15 protein-coding genes are annotated in these 13,159 nt (G+C 55.4%); 8 read left to right on the forward strand and 7 right to left on the reverse strand.

Annotated features, from left to right (window positions below; translation table 11 throughout):
- Positions 1 to 118: 118 nt before the first annotated feature.
- Together MY069_RS12845 and htpX are read right to left on the reverse strand one after the other, a co-directional pair.
- Positions 119 to 1,399 (reverse strand): RsmB/NOP family class I SAM-dependent RNA methyltransferase, encoded by a 1,281-nt coding sequence (locus tag MY069_RS12845; protein ID WP_482794184.1) that lies wholly within the window; start codon positions 1,397 to 1,399, stop codon positions 119 to 121.
- 34 nt (positions 1,400 to 1,433) lie between these two features.
- Positions 1,434 to 2,330 (reverse strand): zinc metalloprotease HtpX, encoded by an 897-nt coding sequence (gene htpX / locus MY069_RS12850; protein WP_482794185.1) that lies wholly within the window; start codon positions 2,328 to 2,330, stop codon positions 1,434 to 1,436.
- A gap of 90 nt (positions 2,331 to 2,420) precedes the next feature.
- Between htpX and MY069_RS12855 the strand changes: the two genes are divergently transcribed.
- The 4 genes from MY069_RS12855 (at position 2,421) to MY069_RS12870 (ending at position 4,210) form a co-directional block, all read left to right on the forward strand.
- Positions 2,421 to 2,624 (forward strand): DUF1674 domain-containing protein, encoded by a 204-nt coding sequence (locus MY069_RS12855; RefSeq protein ID WP_482794186.1) that lies wholly within the window; start codon positions 2,421 to 2,423, stop codon positions 2,622 to 2,624.
- A 106-nt stretch (positions 2,625 to 2,730) separates the two neighbouring features.
- Positions 2,731 to 3,099, forward strand: a complete 369-nt coding sequence (locus MY069_RS12860) for an ArsR/SmtB family transcription factor (protein WP_482794187.1) — start codon at positions 2,731 to 2,733, stop codon at positions 3,097 to 3,099.
- Positions 3,092 to 3,658 carry an SRPBCC domain-containing protein gene (locus tag MY069_RS12865; RefSeq protein WP_482794188.1) on the forward strand — a complete coding sequence of 189 codons (567 nt, stop codon included), beginning with the start codon at positions 3,092 to 3,094 and terminating at the stop codon, positions 3,656 to 3,658. The genes MY069_RS12860 and MY069_RS12865 overlap by 8 nt, the downstream gene beginning before the upstream one ends.
- A 3-nt stretch (positions 3,659 to 3,661) precedes the next feature.
- The gene (locus MY069_RS12870) at positions 3,662 to 4,210 is read left to right on the forward strand and encodes a DUF4287 domain-containing protein (RefSeq protein WP_482794189.1); all 549 of its coding nucleotides are present in this window, start codon (positions 3,662 to 3,664) and stop codon (positions 4,208 to 4,210) included.
- Positions 4,211 to 4,220: 10 nt separating this feature from the next.
- Here MY069_RS12870 and MY069_RS12875 read toward each other — a convergent pair whose 3' ends face one another.
- Together MY069_RS12875 and MY069_RS12880 are read right to left on the reverse strand one after the other, a co-directional pair.
- Positions 4,221 to 5,021 (reverse strand): cyclase family protein, encoded by an 801-nt coding sequence (locus MY069_RS12875; RefSeq protein ID WP_482794190.1) that lies wholly within the window; start codon positions 5,019 to 5,021, stop codon positions 4,221 to 4,223.
- An 85-nt stretch (positions 5,022 to 5,106) separates the two neighbouring features.
- A complete protein-coding gene (locus MY069_RS12880) occupies positions 5,107 to 5,682 on the reverse strand; it encodes an EF-hand domain-containing protein (RefSeq protein ID WP_482794191.1) in 576 nt (191 codons plus the stop codon).
- 252 nt (positions 5,683 to 5,934) lie between these two features.
- Between MY069_RS12880 and MY069_RS12885 the strand changes: the two genes are divergently transcribed.
- The 4 genes from MY069_RS12885 to MY069_RS12900 all read left to right on the forward strand — a co-directional run bounded on the left by MY069_RS12885 (position 5,935) and on the right by MY069_RS12900 (position 9,911).
- A complete protein-coding gene (locus tag MY069_RS12885) occupies positions 5,935 to 6,276 on the forward strand; it encodes a DUF2853 family protein (protein WP_482794192.1) in 342 nt (113 codons plus the stop codon).
- A 194-nt stretch (positions 6,277 to 6,470) separates the two neighbouring features.
- The gene (locus tag MY069_RS12890) at positions 6,471 to 8,906 is read left to right on the forward strand and encodes a sensor histidine kinase (RefSeq protein ID WP_482794193.1); all 2,436 of its coding nucleotides are present in this window, start codon (positions 6,471 to 6,473) and stop codon (positions 8,904 to 8,906) included.
- Positions 8,907 to 9,008: 102 nt separating this feature from the next.
- Positions 9,009 to 9,614, forward strand: coding sequence for a class I SAM-dependent methyltransferase (locus MY069_RS12895; RefSeq protein WP_482794194.1), 606 nt, complete (start codon positions 9,009 to 9,011; stop codon positions 9,612 to 9,614).
- A 96-nt stretch (positions 9,615 to 9,710) separates the two neighbouring features.
- Complete coding sequence (locus MY069_RS12900; protein ID WP_482794195.1) at positions 9,711 to 9,911, forward strand: dodecin family protein; 201 nt, start codon at positions 9,711 to 9,713, stop codon at positions 9,909 to 9,911.
- Between the two features lie 493 nt (positions 9,912 to 10,404).
- On the opposite strand, the gene hfaD is transcribed toward MY069_RS12900, so the two are convergent.
- Genes hfaD through hfaA form a run of 3 tightly spaced genes read right to left on the reverse strand, consistent with a single transcriptional unit; the run spans position 10,405 to position 13,114 of the window.
- Entirely contained in the window at positions 10,405 to 11,679 is a 1,275-nt protein-coding gene (hfaD, locus tag MY069_RS12905) for a holdfast anchor protein HfaD (RefSeq protein ID WP_482794196.1), read from the reverse strand.
- Positions 11,679 to 12,689, reverse strand: a complete 1,011-nt coding sequence (gene hfaB / locus MY069_RS12910; protein WP_482794197.1) for a holdfast anchoring protein HfaB — start codon at positions 12,687 to 12,689, stop codon at positions 11,679 to 11,681. Before hfaB ends, hfaD begins: the two co-directional genes overlap by 1 nt.
- A complete protein-coding gene (hfaA, locus tag MY069_RS12915; protein WP_482794198.1) occupies positions 12,686 to 13,114 on the reverse strand; it encodes a holdfast anchoring protein HfaA in 429 nt (142 codons plus the stop codon). The genes hfaB and hfaA overlap by 4 nt, the downstream gene beginning before the upstream one ends.
- Positions 13,115 to 13,159: the final 45 nt, after the last annotated feature.

The following is a 13,159-nucleotide window of genomic DNA, read 5'->3' on the forward strand; positions in this document are numbered from 1 at the left end:
GGTGTGCTCCTTATGCACGGGAAACTATGGATACGGTTTTCACCGATATTGGCTGAACGTCCTATGAACCTGAAAAGGCATGATTGGGGCAGAATCGATTGTTTTTATGACAATTTGGTCAGGAATCGCGTCTCAGGCGAGCGATGTAGAACGCGTCATGTCCGAACGTGCCCACCGGGAGTGTGAGAAGATCTCCGGCCGCTGTGACGCAGGTTTCAAACCCCGGGCATTCTTCGGGGCGAATGGCCGCGCGAGAGAGGTTGGTTTCAGTCAATACGCGCTCAACAATATCCGCGCCTTCATGGGGGAGCGGTGAACATACGCAATAGACCAAGGTGCCGCCAGGCTTGAGCATCGCAATACAGGCGCGCAACAGCCGTTCTTGAATGTCCGGAAACCGGGTAACGTCTTCGGGCGCCTTGATCCAAGCGCCTTCGGGGTGGCGCCTGAGTGTGCCCAGGGCCGAACACGGCGCGTCCAATAGAATGCGATCGACGGGCGTTTCTGGTCGCCATTCTGTGGCATCGGCTTGGATGACCTCTACTTCGCCTTTGAACTTGGTGCGCCACAGGTTCTGTTTGAGCCGCTTAAGGCGCGGCTTTGATCGATCAATCGCGGTAACATTCGCCCCCGTTGCCGCCAGTTGCAACGTTTTGCCGCCCGGAGCGGCGCAAATATCTAAGACTTGCTCTCCAGCGGATGCGCCGAGCAAGCGCGCGGGCAAGGTCGCCGCCACATCTTGAACCCACCAGTCGCCATCTTCATAGCCAGGAAGGGCGTCAACGGCATTGGTTTCGATGCTCACTGAAACGTCCGCGACGGCCTCGCCGCCCAGTTTTTCAGCCAAAGCGGCAGGGTTGCCGTCTTTGGGCGTGAGATAGGTTTCCGGCTGCCGGGTTTGAGCTTCTGCCAATGCAGCTGCCGCTTTCGCGCCGAGGCCTTGGCTGATCATAGCGCGCAGCCATTCGGGCCAATTGGCTTCCATCGGGGCGGCGTCAAATCCTGATCGGTCAGCGACTACTTTTCGAAGAACGGCGTTTAGAAAGCCGGTCGCCCGCTGCGCGCGCGGCCACATCTTTGCAGCAGAGACCGTCTCACCGACGACCGCATGATCAGGTGTTTCCAGCAGCCAAGCTTGGGCCGCGCCAATTCTCAATAATGCGCGCGAGGGCGGTGGCGCGGTCTCTAGAGGGCGATCCAAGAAAGGCGCGAGGCCGAGATCGATCCGGCCAAGATGGCGTAAGGCGGCGCTGGTCATAGCGCGGGCAAAGCCGCGATCGGCGCCGCTTAATTGTTCGAAAGCATCTGTGGTGGCGAGCGCTTCATCCAAGGTTCGGCGCTCTTCCAGCACCATCATTAGGAGCTGCGCGGCGGCAAGGCGCGTTGTGGCGCCGCTCATGCGGGTTGGACTTTTAGATATGGCAAAAGGTCAATTATCCCCACGGGCCAGCGGCGCGGCGTGGCCGCACACTTGAAGGTTCTACGCCCATCTCTGCGGCGAGTCGCTGCAGCGCTTCAATCCGGTTTTGCGTGGCGGGATGGGTGGAGAACAGACTGTCCCCGCGCTTTCCGGCGAGCGGGTTCATAATATACATATGCGCCATGGCCGGGTTCTGCTCGGCCCGGCGATTGACGGTCGACCGCGCGCCGCGATCAATCTTTGCCAGTGCTGAGGCGAGCCAAAGCGGATTGCCGCAAATCTCTGCGCCGCGCTTATCGGCTTCATATTCACGCGACCGGCTAATTGCCATTTGAACGAGACCTGCCGCCATTGGGGCAAAGATCATAATCGCCAATCCGGTCAGCATGCCGCCCCGCTCGCGATTGGTGAAGAAGAGCGCAAAATTGGCCAGCATGCCGATCGCGCCTGCAATTGTGGCGGTGACGGTCATGGTCAGCGTGTCGCGATTTTGTACATGGGCAAGCTCATGCGCCATGACGCCGGCGGTTTCTTCTCGTGAAAGGATATTCAGAAGACCAGTGGTCGCAGCGACAGCCGCATTTTGCGGATCGCGCCCCGTCGCGAAGGCGTTGGGTTGCTGAGTGTCGATGATGTAAATCTTCGGTTCTGGCATGCCCGCCGATTGTGCCAGGGCTTTGGTGTCCTGAACGAAGGTGCGAATCACTGGGCTACGCTCATTGTCATCGACCTGCCGCGCGCCTTGCATGCGCAGGACGATTTTATCGGCATTCCAATAGGAAAACAGATTGAGACCGCCAGCAATTACAAAGGCGATCCCCATTCCCATAGGCCCCCCAACCAGATACCCAACCGCCATGAAAAGGGCAGTCAGTGCGGCGAGTAGCATAAAGGTTTTGGCTGTGCCCATTTGACATGGCTCCTTGCACGCGTGGATTGAAAGAATACGTTCTGTCTCGGAACATATATGGATTAGTTAACAAAGCGGGGAGTCTTGTTCATGTCAGATGAAAAATTCGTCACGAAGAAACAGATCAGCCCAGCGGCGGAGAGAGCGCTGGCTGAAGCAGAAGCCCGCCGCGCCGAACAAGAAGCCAAAGAAGCCGTTTTGGAGGATCAACGGTCCAGCGAAAAAGGCGGCCCTAAGGAAGAGCGCGTGCGCTATGGCGATTGGGAGAAGGCCGGTCGCGCGGTTGATTTTTAGCGATCTTTGGACCTACGGCGCGAATTTAGTCTCATAAAAACAATGTGGAACAAGATTCTTGGAGGTAGGCGTTGACTCCTAGCTTTTAATGTAATTAAGTAATTACATGATTACTAATGACGATATGGATCTGGTCTTCCACGCTTTGGCGCATCAAACGCGCCGACGCATTTTGGACTTGGTGCGCGACAAGCCCGGTCAAAGTGTCGGCGAGCTGGCCAAGGCTTTTGATGTCAGCCGCATCGCGATCATGAACCATTTGAAAGTCCTAGAAGAGGCGGGCCTTCTGGTCAGCCAAAAGGATGGGCGCTCGCGGCGTTTGTATCTGAACGCGATGCCGATCCAGGCCATCCATGAGCGTTGGATCGATCGCTTCAGCGCCGTTTGGGCGGATCGTCTCAGTTTTATCAAACAGGCGGCGGAACATGTCGCTCAAACCAATACAGTACCAAAAGAGGAGGGGGAAAATGACTGACCAGCCCAACTATGCCGAAAAATCGGTTCACCGCACTTTTATTGAGGCGCCGATCGAAACCGTTTGGTCGATCTTGGTCGCCACCGACAAGCCGCTGCCCTTTTTCTTTGGCAGCGTCTGCGACACAAAAGATGGATTAAAGCCGGGCGTGCAGATGCGGATGGTCCACCCCAATCGGAAAATCGCCATGGTGGTTGGGGAAGTGCTCGCCTTTGAGCCACCCCATCGCTACAGCCACACATTCAAAATGACCAATCTCAAAGACGATGCCTGCCAGGTTACTTATGAGTTGAGAGAGAAAGATGGCGGCACCGAATTTGATCTGATCATCGAGCGCGCCATCGAAGGCAGTGATTTGCACAAACAGATGATTGGCGGTCAGGTGTTTATCGCGAAAAATCTCAAATCACTCGCCGAGACAGGCAAGCCCGCCTTTAGCGGAAAGATGGTGACGCTGATGACCCCGGTCATGGCGGTGTTTGCCAAAAAAGAGCAGCGGATTGAACATTGGCCGCTGGAACGCGATCCGTCGGACCTCAAAATCGTGAAGGAGGCTTAGAGCATGGCAAAATCCCCTCAAGAGCTCGCCCAAACCATGATCGATAATATGCCGGACAAAACCGGTAAATCGCTCGAGGCCTGGCAGTCACTGGTGGCCAAGAGTGGTGCGGTGAAGCATGGCGAGATCATGAAACTGCTCAAGGGCGAATATGGCGTGACCCATGGCTTCGCCAACCTGATTGCGCAAAAATGTATCGGCAATTTGGATGTCGCGGATGAGGATCTCGTCGCCAATCAATATAAGGGCAAGGAAGCGCTGAAACCGCTCCACGATGCGATTGTTGCTTATGTTCAGTCCTTCGGCAGTGAGCTTGAGATCGCGCCTAAGAAAACGAGCGTCAGCCTGCGCCGTAAGAAGCAGTTCGCGCTGATTCAGCCGAGCACAAAAACGCGCATCGATCTCGGTCTCAATCTCAAAGGGGTCGAGCCACAAGACCGCCTCGAAGCGATGTCGGGCATGTGCACCCATAAGATAAAGCTCAGCGAGCCAAGCGACTTTGACGGCGAGGTAAAAGACTGGCTGAAAGAAGCGTTCGGTCGCGCCGGATAGGCGTTAGCCTTTAAGCGTCATCTGGCACAAAGGCGACCATACGCAGCGGGCCGCCGCTGCCGCCTTTGATTTTCATAGGCAGCGCAAAAACATGGGCACCGCGAGCAGGGATGCCATCCAAGGATGCGACATTTTCAAAGCCGGGAATGTTCTTATCGAACAGAGTTCGATGGACGAGGTAGCTCGCCGAATTAGCCATATCGAGACTTGGTGTGTCGAGGCCTACGGCGCGCACCGATCGCTGATTGGCGAGGAAGTCCGCAGCGTCTGGGGTCAAGCCAGGAAAATTGAGCTCGGCGACGCCGCCTGGGCCACGCCGGCCGGTGCCAAGATAAGCCTCTGCATCTGGCCAGAGCGCAGCAGAGCCCGTGTTAAAGAGCACGATCGGACGGTTTTCGATCTCACCATGCTCGGCTTCCCAAGCGGTGATGTCTTCGACGGTAATTCCGTACCCTCGATCATTTTCTGTCTTGGCTTTCACATCAATGACGATGGCTGGGCCGATGAGGGAACTGAGCGGGATCTCATCAGTGGTTTGCCCCTTGGCTTGGAAATGAATGGGCGCATCCAAATGTGTGCCGCCATGTTCTGAGCCTTGAAACGCATAGGCGCTGTAATAGTAGCCGCCTTCCGTCATGCCTTCCGAAACGGTCGAGAGAACGAACAGATCAGACGTGGGCCAATGCAGTGTGCGCTCATCAAATTCATGAGTCAGATCGACCCAAGTGCCGTTTGTGAAGTCCATGTTCTGAGCGGGTGCACCGCAGGCGGCGATCACCAGAGACGTTGCAATAATTGTGGGCAAGCGCATCGGTCTGATCCTTGAATGGCCCCTAAGCGTTCACTCAAGCAAAGACTCTTCTGCGGATCAAGTTTACCGGATGGCGCCCAGTCGATCAGTTCCGGGCGGACTGATTGCGCCGATTCGATGGACGGTCGCGGCGTTGGTCTTGGATCGCTTCTTCAATCCCGTCACGACGCTCTTGGGCGCGCGGGTGAGGGGCTTTTAGGTCAGAGACCAAAATGTCCGTGCTGTCTTTGCCAGCATAATCCGAAGCGAGATTGCTGATTACGGATGTGAACTCTTCTAAGTCCGCACGGCGATCAAGGTTCGGATCGAACCGGAACGGATTGGCGAGACTGTCATCGCGTGTGGGCAGGCTGGCCGCCCAGTCTTGCTGCTCAAGCGCGGTGAGGTACCCGTCTTGGTTCTTGTCTGCGCTGGCAAACGCGATCGGGATACCGGTTTCGATCTCGGACGGGCTGATGCGCTCATCATCATTCGTATCGAACGTAATCAGCAGACCAGCGCCTGGCTTCAAACGAGTCGCCTTAGCTTTTTGACGGAGACCTTCTGATCGGATCTCGCCTTGTCCAGGCAGCCGGACCAGCTCGTCTTCATCGACTTGCGCCTGAGCTGAAATGCACAGGCTCAAACAGGTGAGACTGACAAGTGATAGGGTACGGATCATAAATACTCCACGCGACGCTTACCGTCATATAGGGCCGTTCAAGATGAACACCGCATGACGATTCTGTCAGTTCAACGGCTATAGTTTGGCGATCCGTTGCAAGAAGGCAAGAGATTGCCAGTTTTTAATGGATGTCGGAAACGGGTTGACCGCGCTGTCGAGTCCCGCTCGAGAGATAGTCCTATAAGTTGAGTACCGTTTCTGAACCTCAAGGCCGCAAGACTTCGCGGTCCGATCCCACGGAGGAATATTATGGGTAAGCGTGACGATCTGATCGCCAAGTATGCGAAGGATCTTGAAGAGAAGTGCGAGATGAAGCCAGACATGAAATTGCTGACTGCGGTCACGATTGCTTGTGGCCCATCGATCTATAACAATGACTCATCAACGGTTTCAGCAACTCAGAAAAAAGAGCTTGAGACTGTGAAGAAGAGTTTCTTGATCAAGAAACTTGGTCTGAAAGATACACCGAAGCTGGATGAAGGCCTGGACGCAGTGATGGAAATCTATGGCCGTTCTGTGCGCAAAAAATACCGCGCCGTGGTCTACTATCTTCTGGTCAAGCATTTCCGCAAAGCGTCTTTGTTCAAATAGGCTTTGCTGCCCGGTATCGGCACATTCGAGGGGCTGCAGCGATTGCTGCAGCCCTTTCTTGTTGGGCGAGACGTGTAAATCCTTAACGCTCAAGCCATCTTCGTTAACCCGGACTTAACGCTAAGCTAGCATTCGGTTAACCAGTAGAGCTATGCGCCAGCGAGTGATTCGCCTTGGGGCTTCAGGAGGATGTCATGCAAATCACGGCAGACCAGATCCCGCTTATAATTGCGGTCGGCGCATTGGCGCTTGGATTGGCGTTCATCCTTTGGGCCTTGCGGACGTCTGATGGCGCGCGCGGGGCTGCGAAACGCTATAAAGATAAAGCCCATGATGCTGAATCTTCTGTGGCCGAGCTTAAATCAGTGCTGGGCGCACATCCTGGTGTCATCTTGGTTTGGCAAGGTGAAGACATTGATGTCGATGCTGACGAAATCACACCGCCTGAAATTCACGGCTCGCCGGTCGCGCTGGCCAGCCTGTTGCGCTTTACCGATGATGCAGTTTCAATTGATCCGGCGGTGCGAATTATTGAAGGGCTTGCAGATCTGGAAGCGCGCGACGCCAGCGGTATCGATACAACTTTGCGCTTGCGTTTGCGCGAGCTCGCCGAAGAAGGTCATCCGTTTTCGCTGACCATTATCGGACAGAATGGCCGCTTCCTCGAAGCGGATGGCCGGACCGCCGGCGCTCGAGTTGTCGTCTGGGTCACGGACTCGACGATTAAAGGCCTGGAAGAAAGCTCCGCCCGTGGCCGGCTTGAAGAGGCTCGCCAAGTGATCGCGCGTGATCCGACAGCCTTCTTGGATATGCTCGGCAAAGCGCCATTCCCAGCTTGGCGGATTTCGGGCGTTGGACGCCTGCAATGGGCAAACCCGGCCTATGTCGAAGCAGTCGACGGCGACAGCCTGGACCGCGTGCTTGAGCGTCAGGTCATGTTGGATGAGAAAGCCGTAGAACAGGTTCGCAAGACCCTGACCGAAGGCAAAGAGTTAGATGAGACACGCCACATCGCCATAGGCGGCGATCGGCGCGCCATGCGGATCTTGTCTTTCCCACTTTCAGGCGGCGTTGGCGCCATGGCGTTTGACGTCACTGAACAAGAGCGCGCGCGCGACGAGTTGGACAAACATGTTCAAGCGCATGACGAGACGCTGAACCATGTTGCCGATGCGGTGGCGATCTTTAGCGGCGAGCGCAAACTGACCTTCCACAATCGCGCCTTTGCGAAAATGTGGGATATGGATGAGGGCTTCCTGCTCGATATGCCGAGCCATGGCCAATTGCTCGATCGCTTGCGTGAGCGGCGTAAACTGCCAGCGCAATCTGAATATGCGAAATGGCGCGCCGAAGAGCTGTCTTACTATCTCGATATTAGCGGGATCGAAGAAGACGAATGGCACTTGCCGGACAATCGCACCTTAAAAGTAACGCGCCAGCGCCACCCTATGGGCGGATTGTTGATCCTGTTTAAGGACATTACCAGCGAACTCGATCTCCGGACCAAATATAACGCCATGATCAAAACCCAAGGCAAAACCCTCGACAGCTTGCATGAAGCCGTCGTTGTGTTTGGCACCGATGGGCGGTTGAAACTTTGGAATAGCGCTTTTGCTGAGCTTTGGGGCGTTGAAGAAGACTTGCTCAAGGATGAGCCGGACTATGATGATATCGCAGATTTCTGTGTGCCGCTCTTCCACGATCGAGCGACCTGGACCGCCATCAAAGGCCATATCACTGACCCAAGCGCCCGCCAGGAAACCACGGGCGAAATGAAACGCTCGGACGGGGCGATCCTGACCTATGTGACCAAGCCGCTGCCGGACGGGAACACGCTGATCGGATTCGCCGATGTATCCGCGCAGCGCTCTGTTGAGACCGCGCTTCGGGATCGTGCGGAAGCGTTTGAAACAGCTGACAGGCTCAAAACCGAGTTTGTTAAAAACGTCTCCTATCAACTTCGCTCGCCGCTGCAGACCATTCTTGGCTATGGTGAATTCCTTCAAATGGAGCGCATTGGCGATCTCAATGATGCGCAGCGCGACAAAGTGGATGCGATCTGTGAGGCGTCTAATCATTTGAATGATCTGATCGGCAATATTCTCGACCTGGCGATGATCGAAGCGGGGCGGATGGATCTCGATATCACCCAAGTCGACCTCAAGGCCTTGATCAAAGAAGCCGTGACCATCGGCGTCACCAATGCGGCTGATACCGAGGTTGAAGTGATCTCGAATATCGAAGACAGCCTGGGCAAAATCGAAGCCGATGAAAAGCGCATTCGGCAAGTGCTGTTCAATCTCATTTCCAACGCGCTGCGATTCACTGATCCGGGCGGACAAGTAACGATTTCGGCCGAACGAATGGGCGACACCGCTAAGCTGACCGTCAAAGACAATGGACGTGGCATTCCTGCTGAAGATCAAGCGACCCGTTTTGACAGCTTTACTTCAAGCGATCGACGCGGCGCCGGCCTCGGGCTGTCGCTGGTGAAACACTTTGTCCAGCTGCATGGCGGCAATGTCGGGATTAAGTCCCAGCCTGGCGGCGGCACGGAAGTTGTCTGCTGGATCCCGGTCGAAGCGACGCCAAAAGGCGGCTCTGGCTCACCAGAAAAATTGGCGGCTTAGGGCAAGCAACCCGGTGGGGTTTTGCTTCGGCAAATTTGCAGAAAGTCTGTTTCCAAATCGCACGTAATTTGTTGTAGCTAACGTAAATGCAGGGGACGCATTATGTCAGACAAATACGATCCGGTCGAACATTGGAATACCAGAGAGCATCCAAACACAGCGGCAAATCCTGGGATAGGTCAGGTCGAACTTGATTTCTTTGGACCCATGCTATCCGGAGCGAGTTCGCTGCTCGAGCTGGGACCGGGAGTCGGTCGTCTGTTTCCGCTCTACAAAGGCGTCGCAAAGATCGCGACGCTAGATTTGTCCACAAACTACAATGATCGCGCACGACAGGCCGCGGACTCCGCTGGAATCAGCGTTGATGCGAACTTCATTGAAGGACCTTTAGACAAGTTCCCGTTTGCAGACGGAGCATTTGAAATCGGGATCGCGTCTCATGTGCTGATGCATATCCCGTTCGAGAACATTGAGCATTCAATGTCAGAACTGGCGCGCTGCTGTAAGTCGGTGGCGGTGATAACGGTGCTTGAACGTCAATGGCCGCGCAAAGGCACGAGTTTCGATCCGAAATGGCATTGTTTCGCACACGATTATGAGGCGCTTTGCAAAGATCTCGGCTGCGATATGTCTGAAAAGACCATGTTTCGTGACGAGGAGAAGGTGTCATCTTTTGGCTTCTCCTTTGGTCGAGATCTGAATTCATAGTCACCGCGCTATGAGGCTGCAGGCTTGCCAAGCGCGGCTTGTCCGGCCAGTTTTGGTCTCCAGGTATTAGACCTGCGAGTACAAAGGGAGGCCAGAATGGCTATTGCACGCGTTACAGAAATTATCTCAGGGTCGAAGAAGAGCTTCGACGATGCGATCCAAAAAGGCATCGCTCGAGCGAACAAGACGCTCAACAATGTTGAAGGCGCCTGGATCAAGGATCAATCGGTCGTCCTCGATAAGGGCGAAATCAAAGAATATCGTGTGGTGATGAAGGTGACTTTCATCCTGAAATAGATACCGTGGAAATCAAACACCCCTGCTTCGGTTGAGGCGGGGGTTCGGCTATTTCCAAAAGTACTTATTCCATAGGCTCATGCAGAGAATCTTGAGCCGTTCTCGTTCTGCTTTCGGTGTCGGAGAGAACGTCAGGAGTTTCGCGTCATCCTCGACCGCGCAGCGGTCTGAGGATCCAACACGCGAGTTTGCATCACGCGGATAGGTTCCTTGATGGGCCCTCAGACAGCCTGCGGCTGTCGAGGGAGACGCGTGTGGCGACTATGTCTCCGATCAGCCTCATCCTGTGCGATGTCGAAGGACGAGGCGGGCTCACCGAATAACACATGGGAAGCCCGGCCCTTGATCCTTCGACCTCACTCATGATGAGGGCCTGACGGTGTTGTGCTCGCTCGGATAATTTCAGGGTGCTCCTTACATTGAGCGCAATCTCGCCAGCACACATCAAAAAGCCCCCGCTTCAGCTGAAGCGGGGGTTTTCGTGTCGCAAGCTTTACCGGATCTGGTGTCCGTTTGATTGATAGGTGGATGAGTTTCCAACCGCGGTGGCGGATCCGAAGACGCTGCCAGATTGACCAATGGTCGCGCTGCCCCGCGCGATCACTGATCCTGAATTGTATTGCTGGGTCTGTCCGTGCAGGGACGCGTCGCCGCAGATATTACACAGCGTCGCGGTTGCCGCATTGCCGATTGAAGTGGCGGTGACAATGCCGTCGCCATCATAGCTTGAGGTGCCGTTGAGGCTGGCCTCGCTATAGACCGAGCCAGTGTTGTTTTGGATGGCATAAAGCCCGGTATCAGAGCCAACATTTGAAATCTCAGCGGCATTGCCGACGCCATAGGCGCTTGAGCTGGCATAGCCTGACCACTCATCGAGGGTCACATAAGACTGGGCATCAATATCGGAGTCATTGCCTTGATAGAGCTCTGATCCGTCTCGGCCGAGCGTGGCATAGCCCCATTCATTGTGGACGGTGGCTGAGTTGCCGAATCCGGTGGTCGCGGTCAGCACATTGTGGCCATACCCCATATAGACATCGCTGGAGGCAGTAATCGTCTCGCCGGAAGCGGTTGTTTGGACGGCGCCATTATAATTTGTGCTGGTGGTTCCGGTCGAGGAAACCGCATTGCCGCCAGCTGTGGTTGCGAAACTCGCCGAGGTGCCATCGCAGCACATATCGACATCGGTTGTGGCTTCTACAGAGCCATTGCTTTCCTGGATTTGGAAGGCCGCGTTCGTGCCCCACTCATCGGTCGGCACAGAAACATTGGCGATGCCGGTTGTGGCCGTCGCAATATTGTTCGCGCGTTCAATATCGACCCGCGTATTGGCCGACACATCGCCGTTGGAAACTTGTTCTGCGCGATAGTAATTGTCACCCGACCAGGTGCCGCCAGTGGTTGAGTTGCCATAAGCGGTTGTCGTTGCCACAGCGAGCCCGGCCGTGCCGCCTAACACTTGGTTATCAGCGCGAACATCGCCTTCAAGCGTCTGTGTCGCGTCGAGATCGACTGTGCCTTGCATGACTAGGCCTGCCGCGGCATTGCCAACAGCGGTCGAGGTCGAGGTGGCTTCCCAAGCGGTTTCGGGAATCACCACTGTCATATCAGACCAGACATCGTTGAGCTGAACTTGGACAATCTCAACCGTTGCCGGTTGTCCTTCAGACAGGGCAGGCGGGGCGAGCAGCGCGACGCCGGCAAAACAGCCGAGCGCCAGCGTGTAGCGAAGCACCTTGACCGGTGGGGTTTCTCGTCGCGCAGCCATTAGCGGGCAGGCCCATCTGATTTGGCTTTGTAGCCGCTGTCACGGTTTTCATGCCATTTATTCGAAGACTGACGCGATCCGCCATTGTAATCTTCCAATTGCGCGCGGAACGGACGGTAGTCACCAGTGACGCTATTGGTTGAGATGACGCCGCGTGTCAGGGCGCAAACATCTGCGTTTGGCGCGCCATAAAGATTGGCCATCATTTCGAGCGAAGCGCGTTCGATGACTGAGCGAACCGCCAATTGAATAGGCTCCTGCGCGCGGCCACCAACGCCGACATCAAAGACATTGCCATTGGCAAAGTCGAAAATGCCGAATGAGAGCTCGCGTCCAATGATCTGCTTTTGATAAGAGATCACGTCGAACACTTCCAAAGTGTCGGTTTTGACCAGGCGAAGGTCGAGGCCGACATTGATGACGAACAGTTTCGCCCCGGCTGTCCCTTTCGGATCGGTCGCATCGGTGTCGCCAACAAAGGCTTCGCCACCAACAGAGCGGATATTATAGTTCAGCTCAGTGATGCCGCCGACCAGGTAGAAGTCTGATCCAGGGATTGATCCGGCGTGAATTTTATCAAACTCGCCCGGTGCATCACCGATTAGCTTATTGTTCTTATATTTGAGGTCGAGCTCGGCGACAGACGTGTCAAAGCGTTCGACCAGAACCGCGCCAGCTTTGGCAAGCGCAGACATCGCCATCAGAGAACCGCCCTGAGTGACCCGGCGACCGCCTTCAATATCGGCCTTGCCGGTATAATCGAGGATCCGTCCAACTGCGATGCGCGGGGCGCGAACACCAGACTGTCGTGCATAATGACCCATGCAGACCAAGCCATTTGAATAAGGGGTTGGGTTTGCGGTGACCGGTGAGCCGCCGATCGGCTGAGTATAATTGCCGCCTGGGCCTGCAACTGGAGAGATGCAGCCAGTGACAAGCATAGCCGAAGCGAGGACGGCGCCTGTAGTTTTACCGCCTGTGAGCGGAAGGATTTTCATGAGATTGATCATTCTAAGTCCAGTTCCCCGTTGAGCACGACGGTTTGGTCGCCATTATTGATCTGTGTCGAATCGATGATGATCGTATTGTTCGATCCGTTGGTGATGACATTCAGCTGATTGCCCACCGCGGTGCCTGTGCCGATCATGCCGGCGGCGCCATCGGTTTGACCCCAACCGGTATAAAGGCCGGTGCCGAGCCCAGATCCACCTTCAATCAAGCCATTAATGATGACGCGATTTCCGAGGCGGTCTCGTGTGTTTGCAGAAAAGGGGCGCGATTCGGCGCCATATCCGAACCCGTAAGGGCGTTCGAATTCTGAAACCGAACTGGCTTCTTGCGCCTGGGCCGGGAGGGCCGCGGCGAGGAGCGATCCACCTGCAAGGACGGCAAGGCCGCCAATGCAAAATGATCGGGTATGTTTCGGCGCTTTCATATTGGCATTCTTTCCCGCTAGTTCCATTTGCCGGGAAGGTTGCAA

The sequence above is a fragment of the Hyphomonas sp. ske169 genome, from assembly GCF_056850855.1.

Excerpts from the sequence above, each read along its gene's own strand:
- MY069_RS12860 (WP_482794187.1), top strand. The coding sequence starts at position 2,731 with ATGATTACTAATGACGATATGGATCTGGTCTTCCACGCTTTGGCGCAT.
- hfaA (WP_482794198.1), bottom strand. The coding sequence starts at position 13,114 with ATGAAAGCGCCGAAACATACCCGATCATTTTGCATTGGCGGCCTTGCC.
- hfaB (WP_482794197.1), bottom strand. The coding sequence starts at position 12,689 with ATGATCAATCTCATGAAAATCCTTCCGCTCACAGGCGGTAAAACTACA.
- htpX (WP_482794185.1), bottom strand. The coding sequence starts at position 2,330 with ATGGGCACAGCCAAAACCTTTATGCTACTCGCCGCACTGACTGCCCTT.
- hfaD (WP_482794196.1), bottom strand. The coding sequence starts at position 11,679 with ATGGCTGCGCGACGAGAAACCCCACCGGTCAAGGTGCTTCGCTACACG.
- MY069_RS12845 (WP_482794184.1), bottom strand. The coding sequence starts at position 1,399 with ATGAGCGGCGCCACAACGCGCCTTGCCGCCGCGCAGCTCCTAATGATG.
- MY069_RS12880 (WP_482794191.1), bottom strand. The coding sequence starts at position 5,682 with ATGATCCGTACCCTATCACTTGTCAGTCTCACCTGTTTGAGCCTGTGC.
- MY069_RS12870 (WP_482794189.1), top strand. The coding sequence starts at position 3,662 with ATGGCAAAATCCCCTCAAGAGCTCGCCCAAACCATGATCGATAATATG.
- MY069_RS12875 (WP_482794190.1), bottom strand. The coding sequence starts at position 5,021 with ATGCGCTTGCCCACAATTATTGCAACGTCTCTGGTGATCGCCGCCTGC.
- MY069_RS12865 (WP_482794188.1), top strand. The coding sequence starts at position 3,092 with ATGACTGACCAGCCCAACTATGCCGAAAAATCGGTTCACCGCACTTTT.
- MY069_RS12900 (WP_482794195.1), top strand. The coding sequence starts at position 9,711 with ATGGCTATTGCACGCGTTACAGAAATTATCTCAGGGTCGAAGAAGAGC.
- MY069_RS12885 (WP_482794192.1), top strand. The coding sequence starts at position 5,935 with ATGGGTAAGCGTGACGATCTGATCGCCAAGTATGCGAAGGATCTTGAA.
- MY069_RS12890 (WP_482794193.1), top strand. The coding sequence starts at position 6,471 with ATGCAAATCACGGCAGACCAGATCCCGCTTATAATTGCGGTCGGCGCA.
- MY069_RS12895 (WP_482794194.1), top strand. The coding sequence starts at position 9,009 with ATGTCAGACAAATACGATCCGGTCGAACATTGGAATACCAGAGAGCAT.
- MY069_RS12855 (WP_482794186.1), top strand. The coding sequence starts at position 2,421 with ATGTCAGATGAAAAATTCGTCACGAAGAAACAGATCAGCCCAGCGGCG.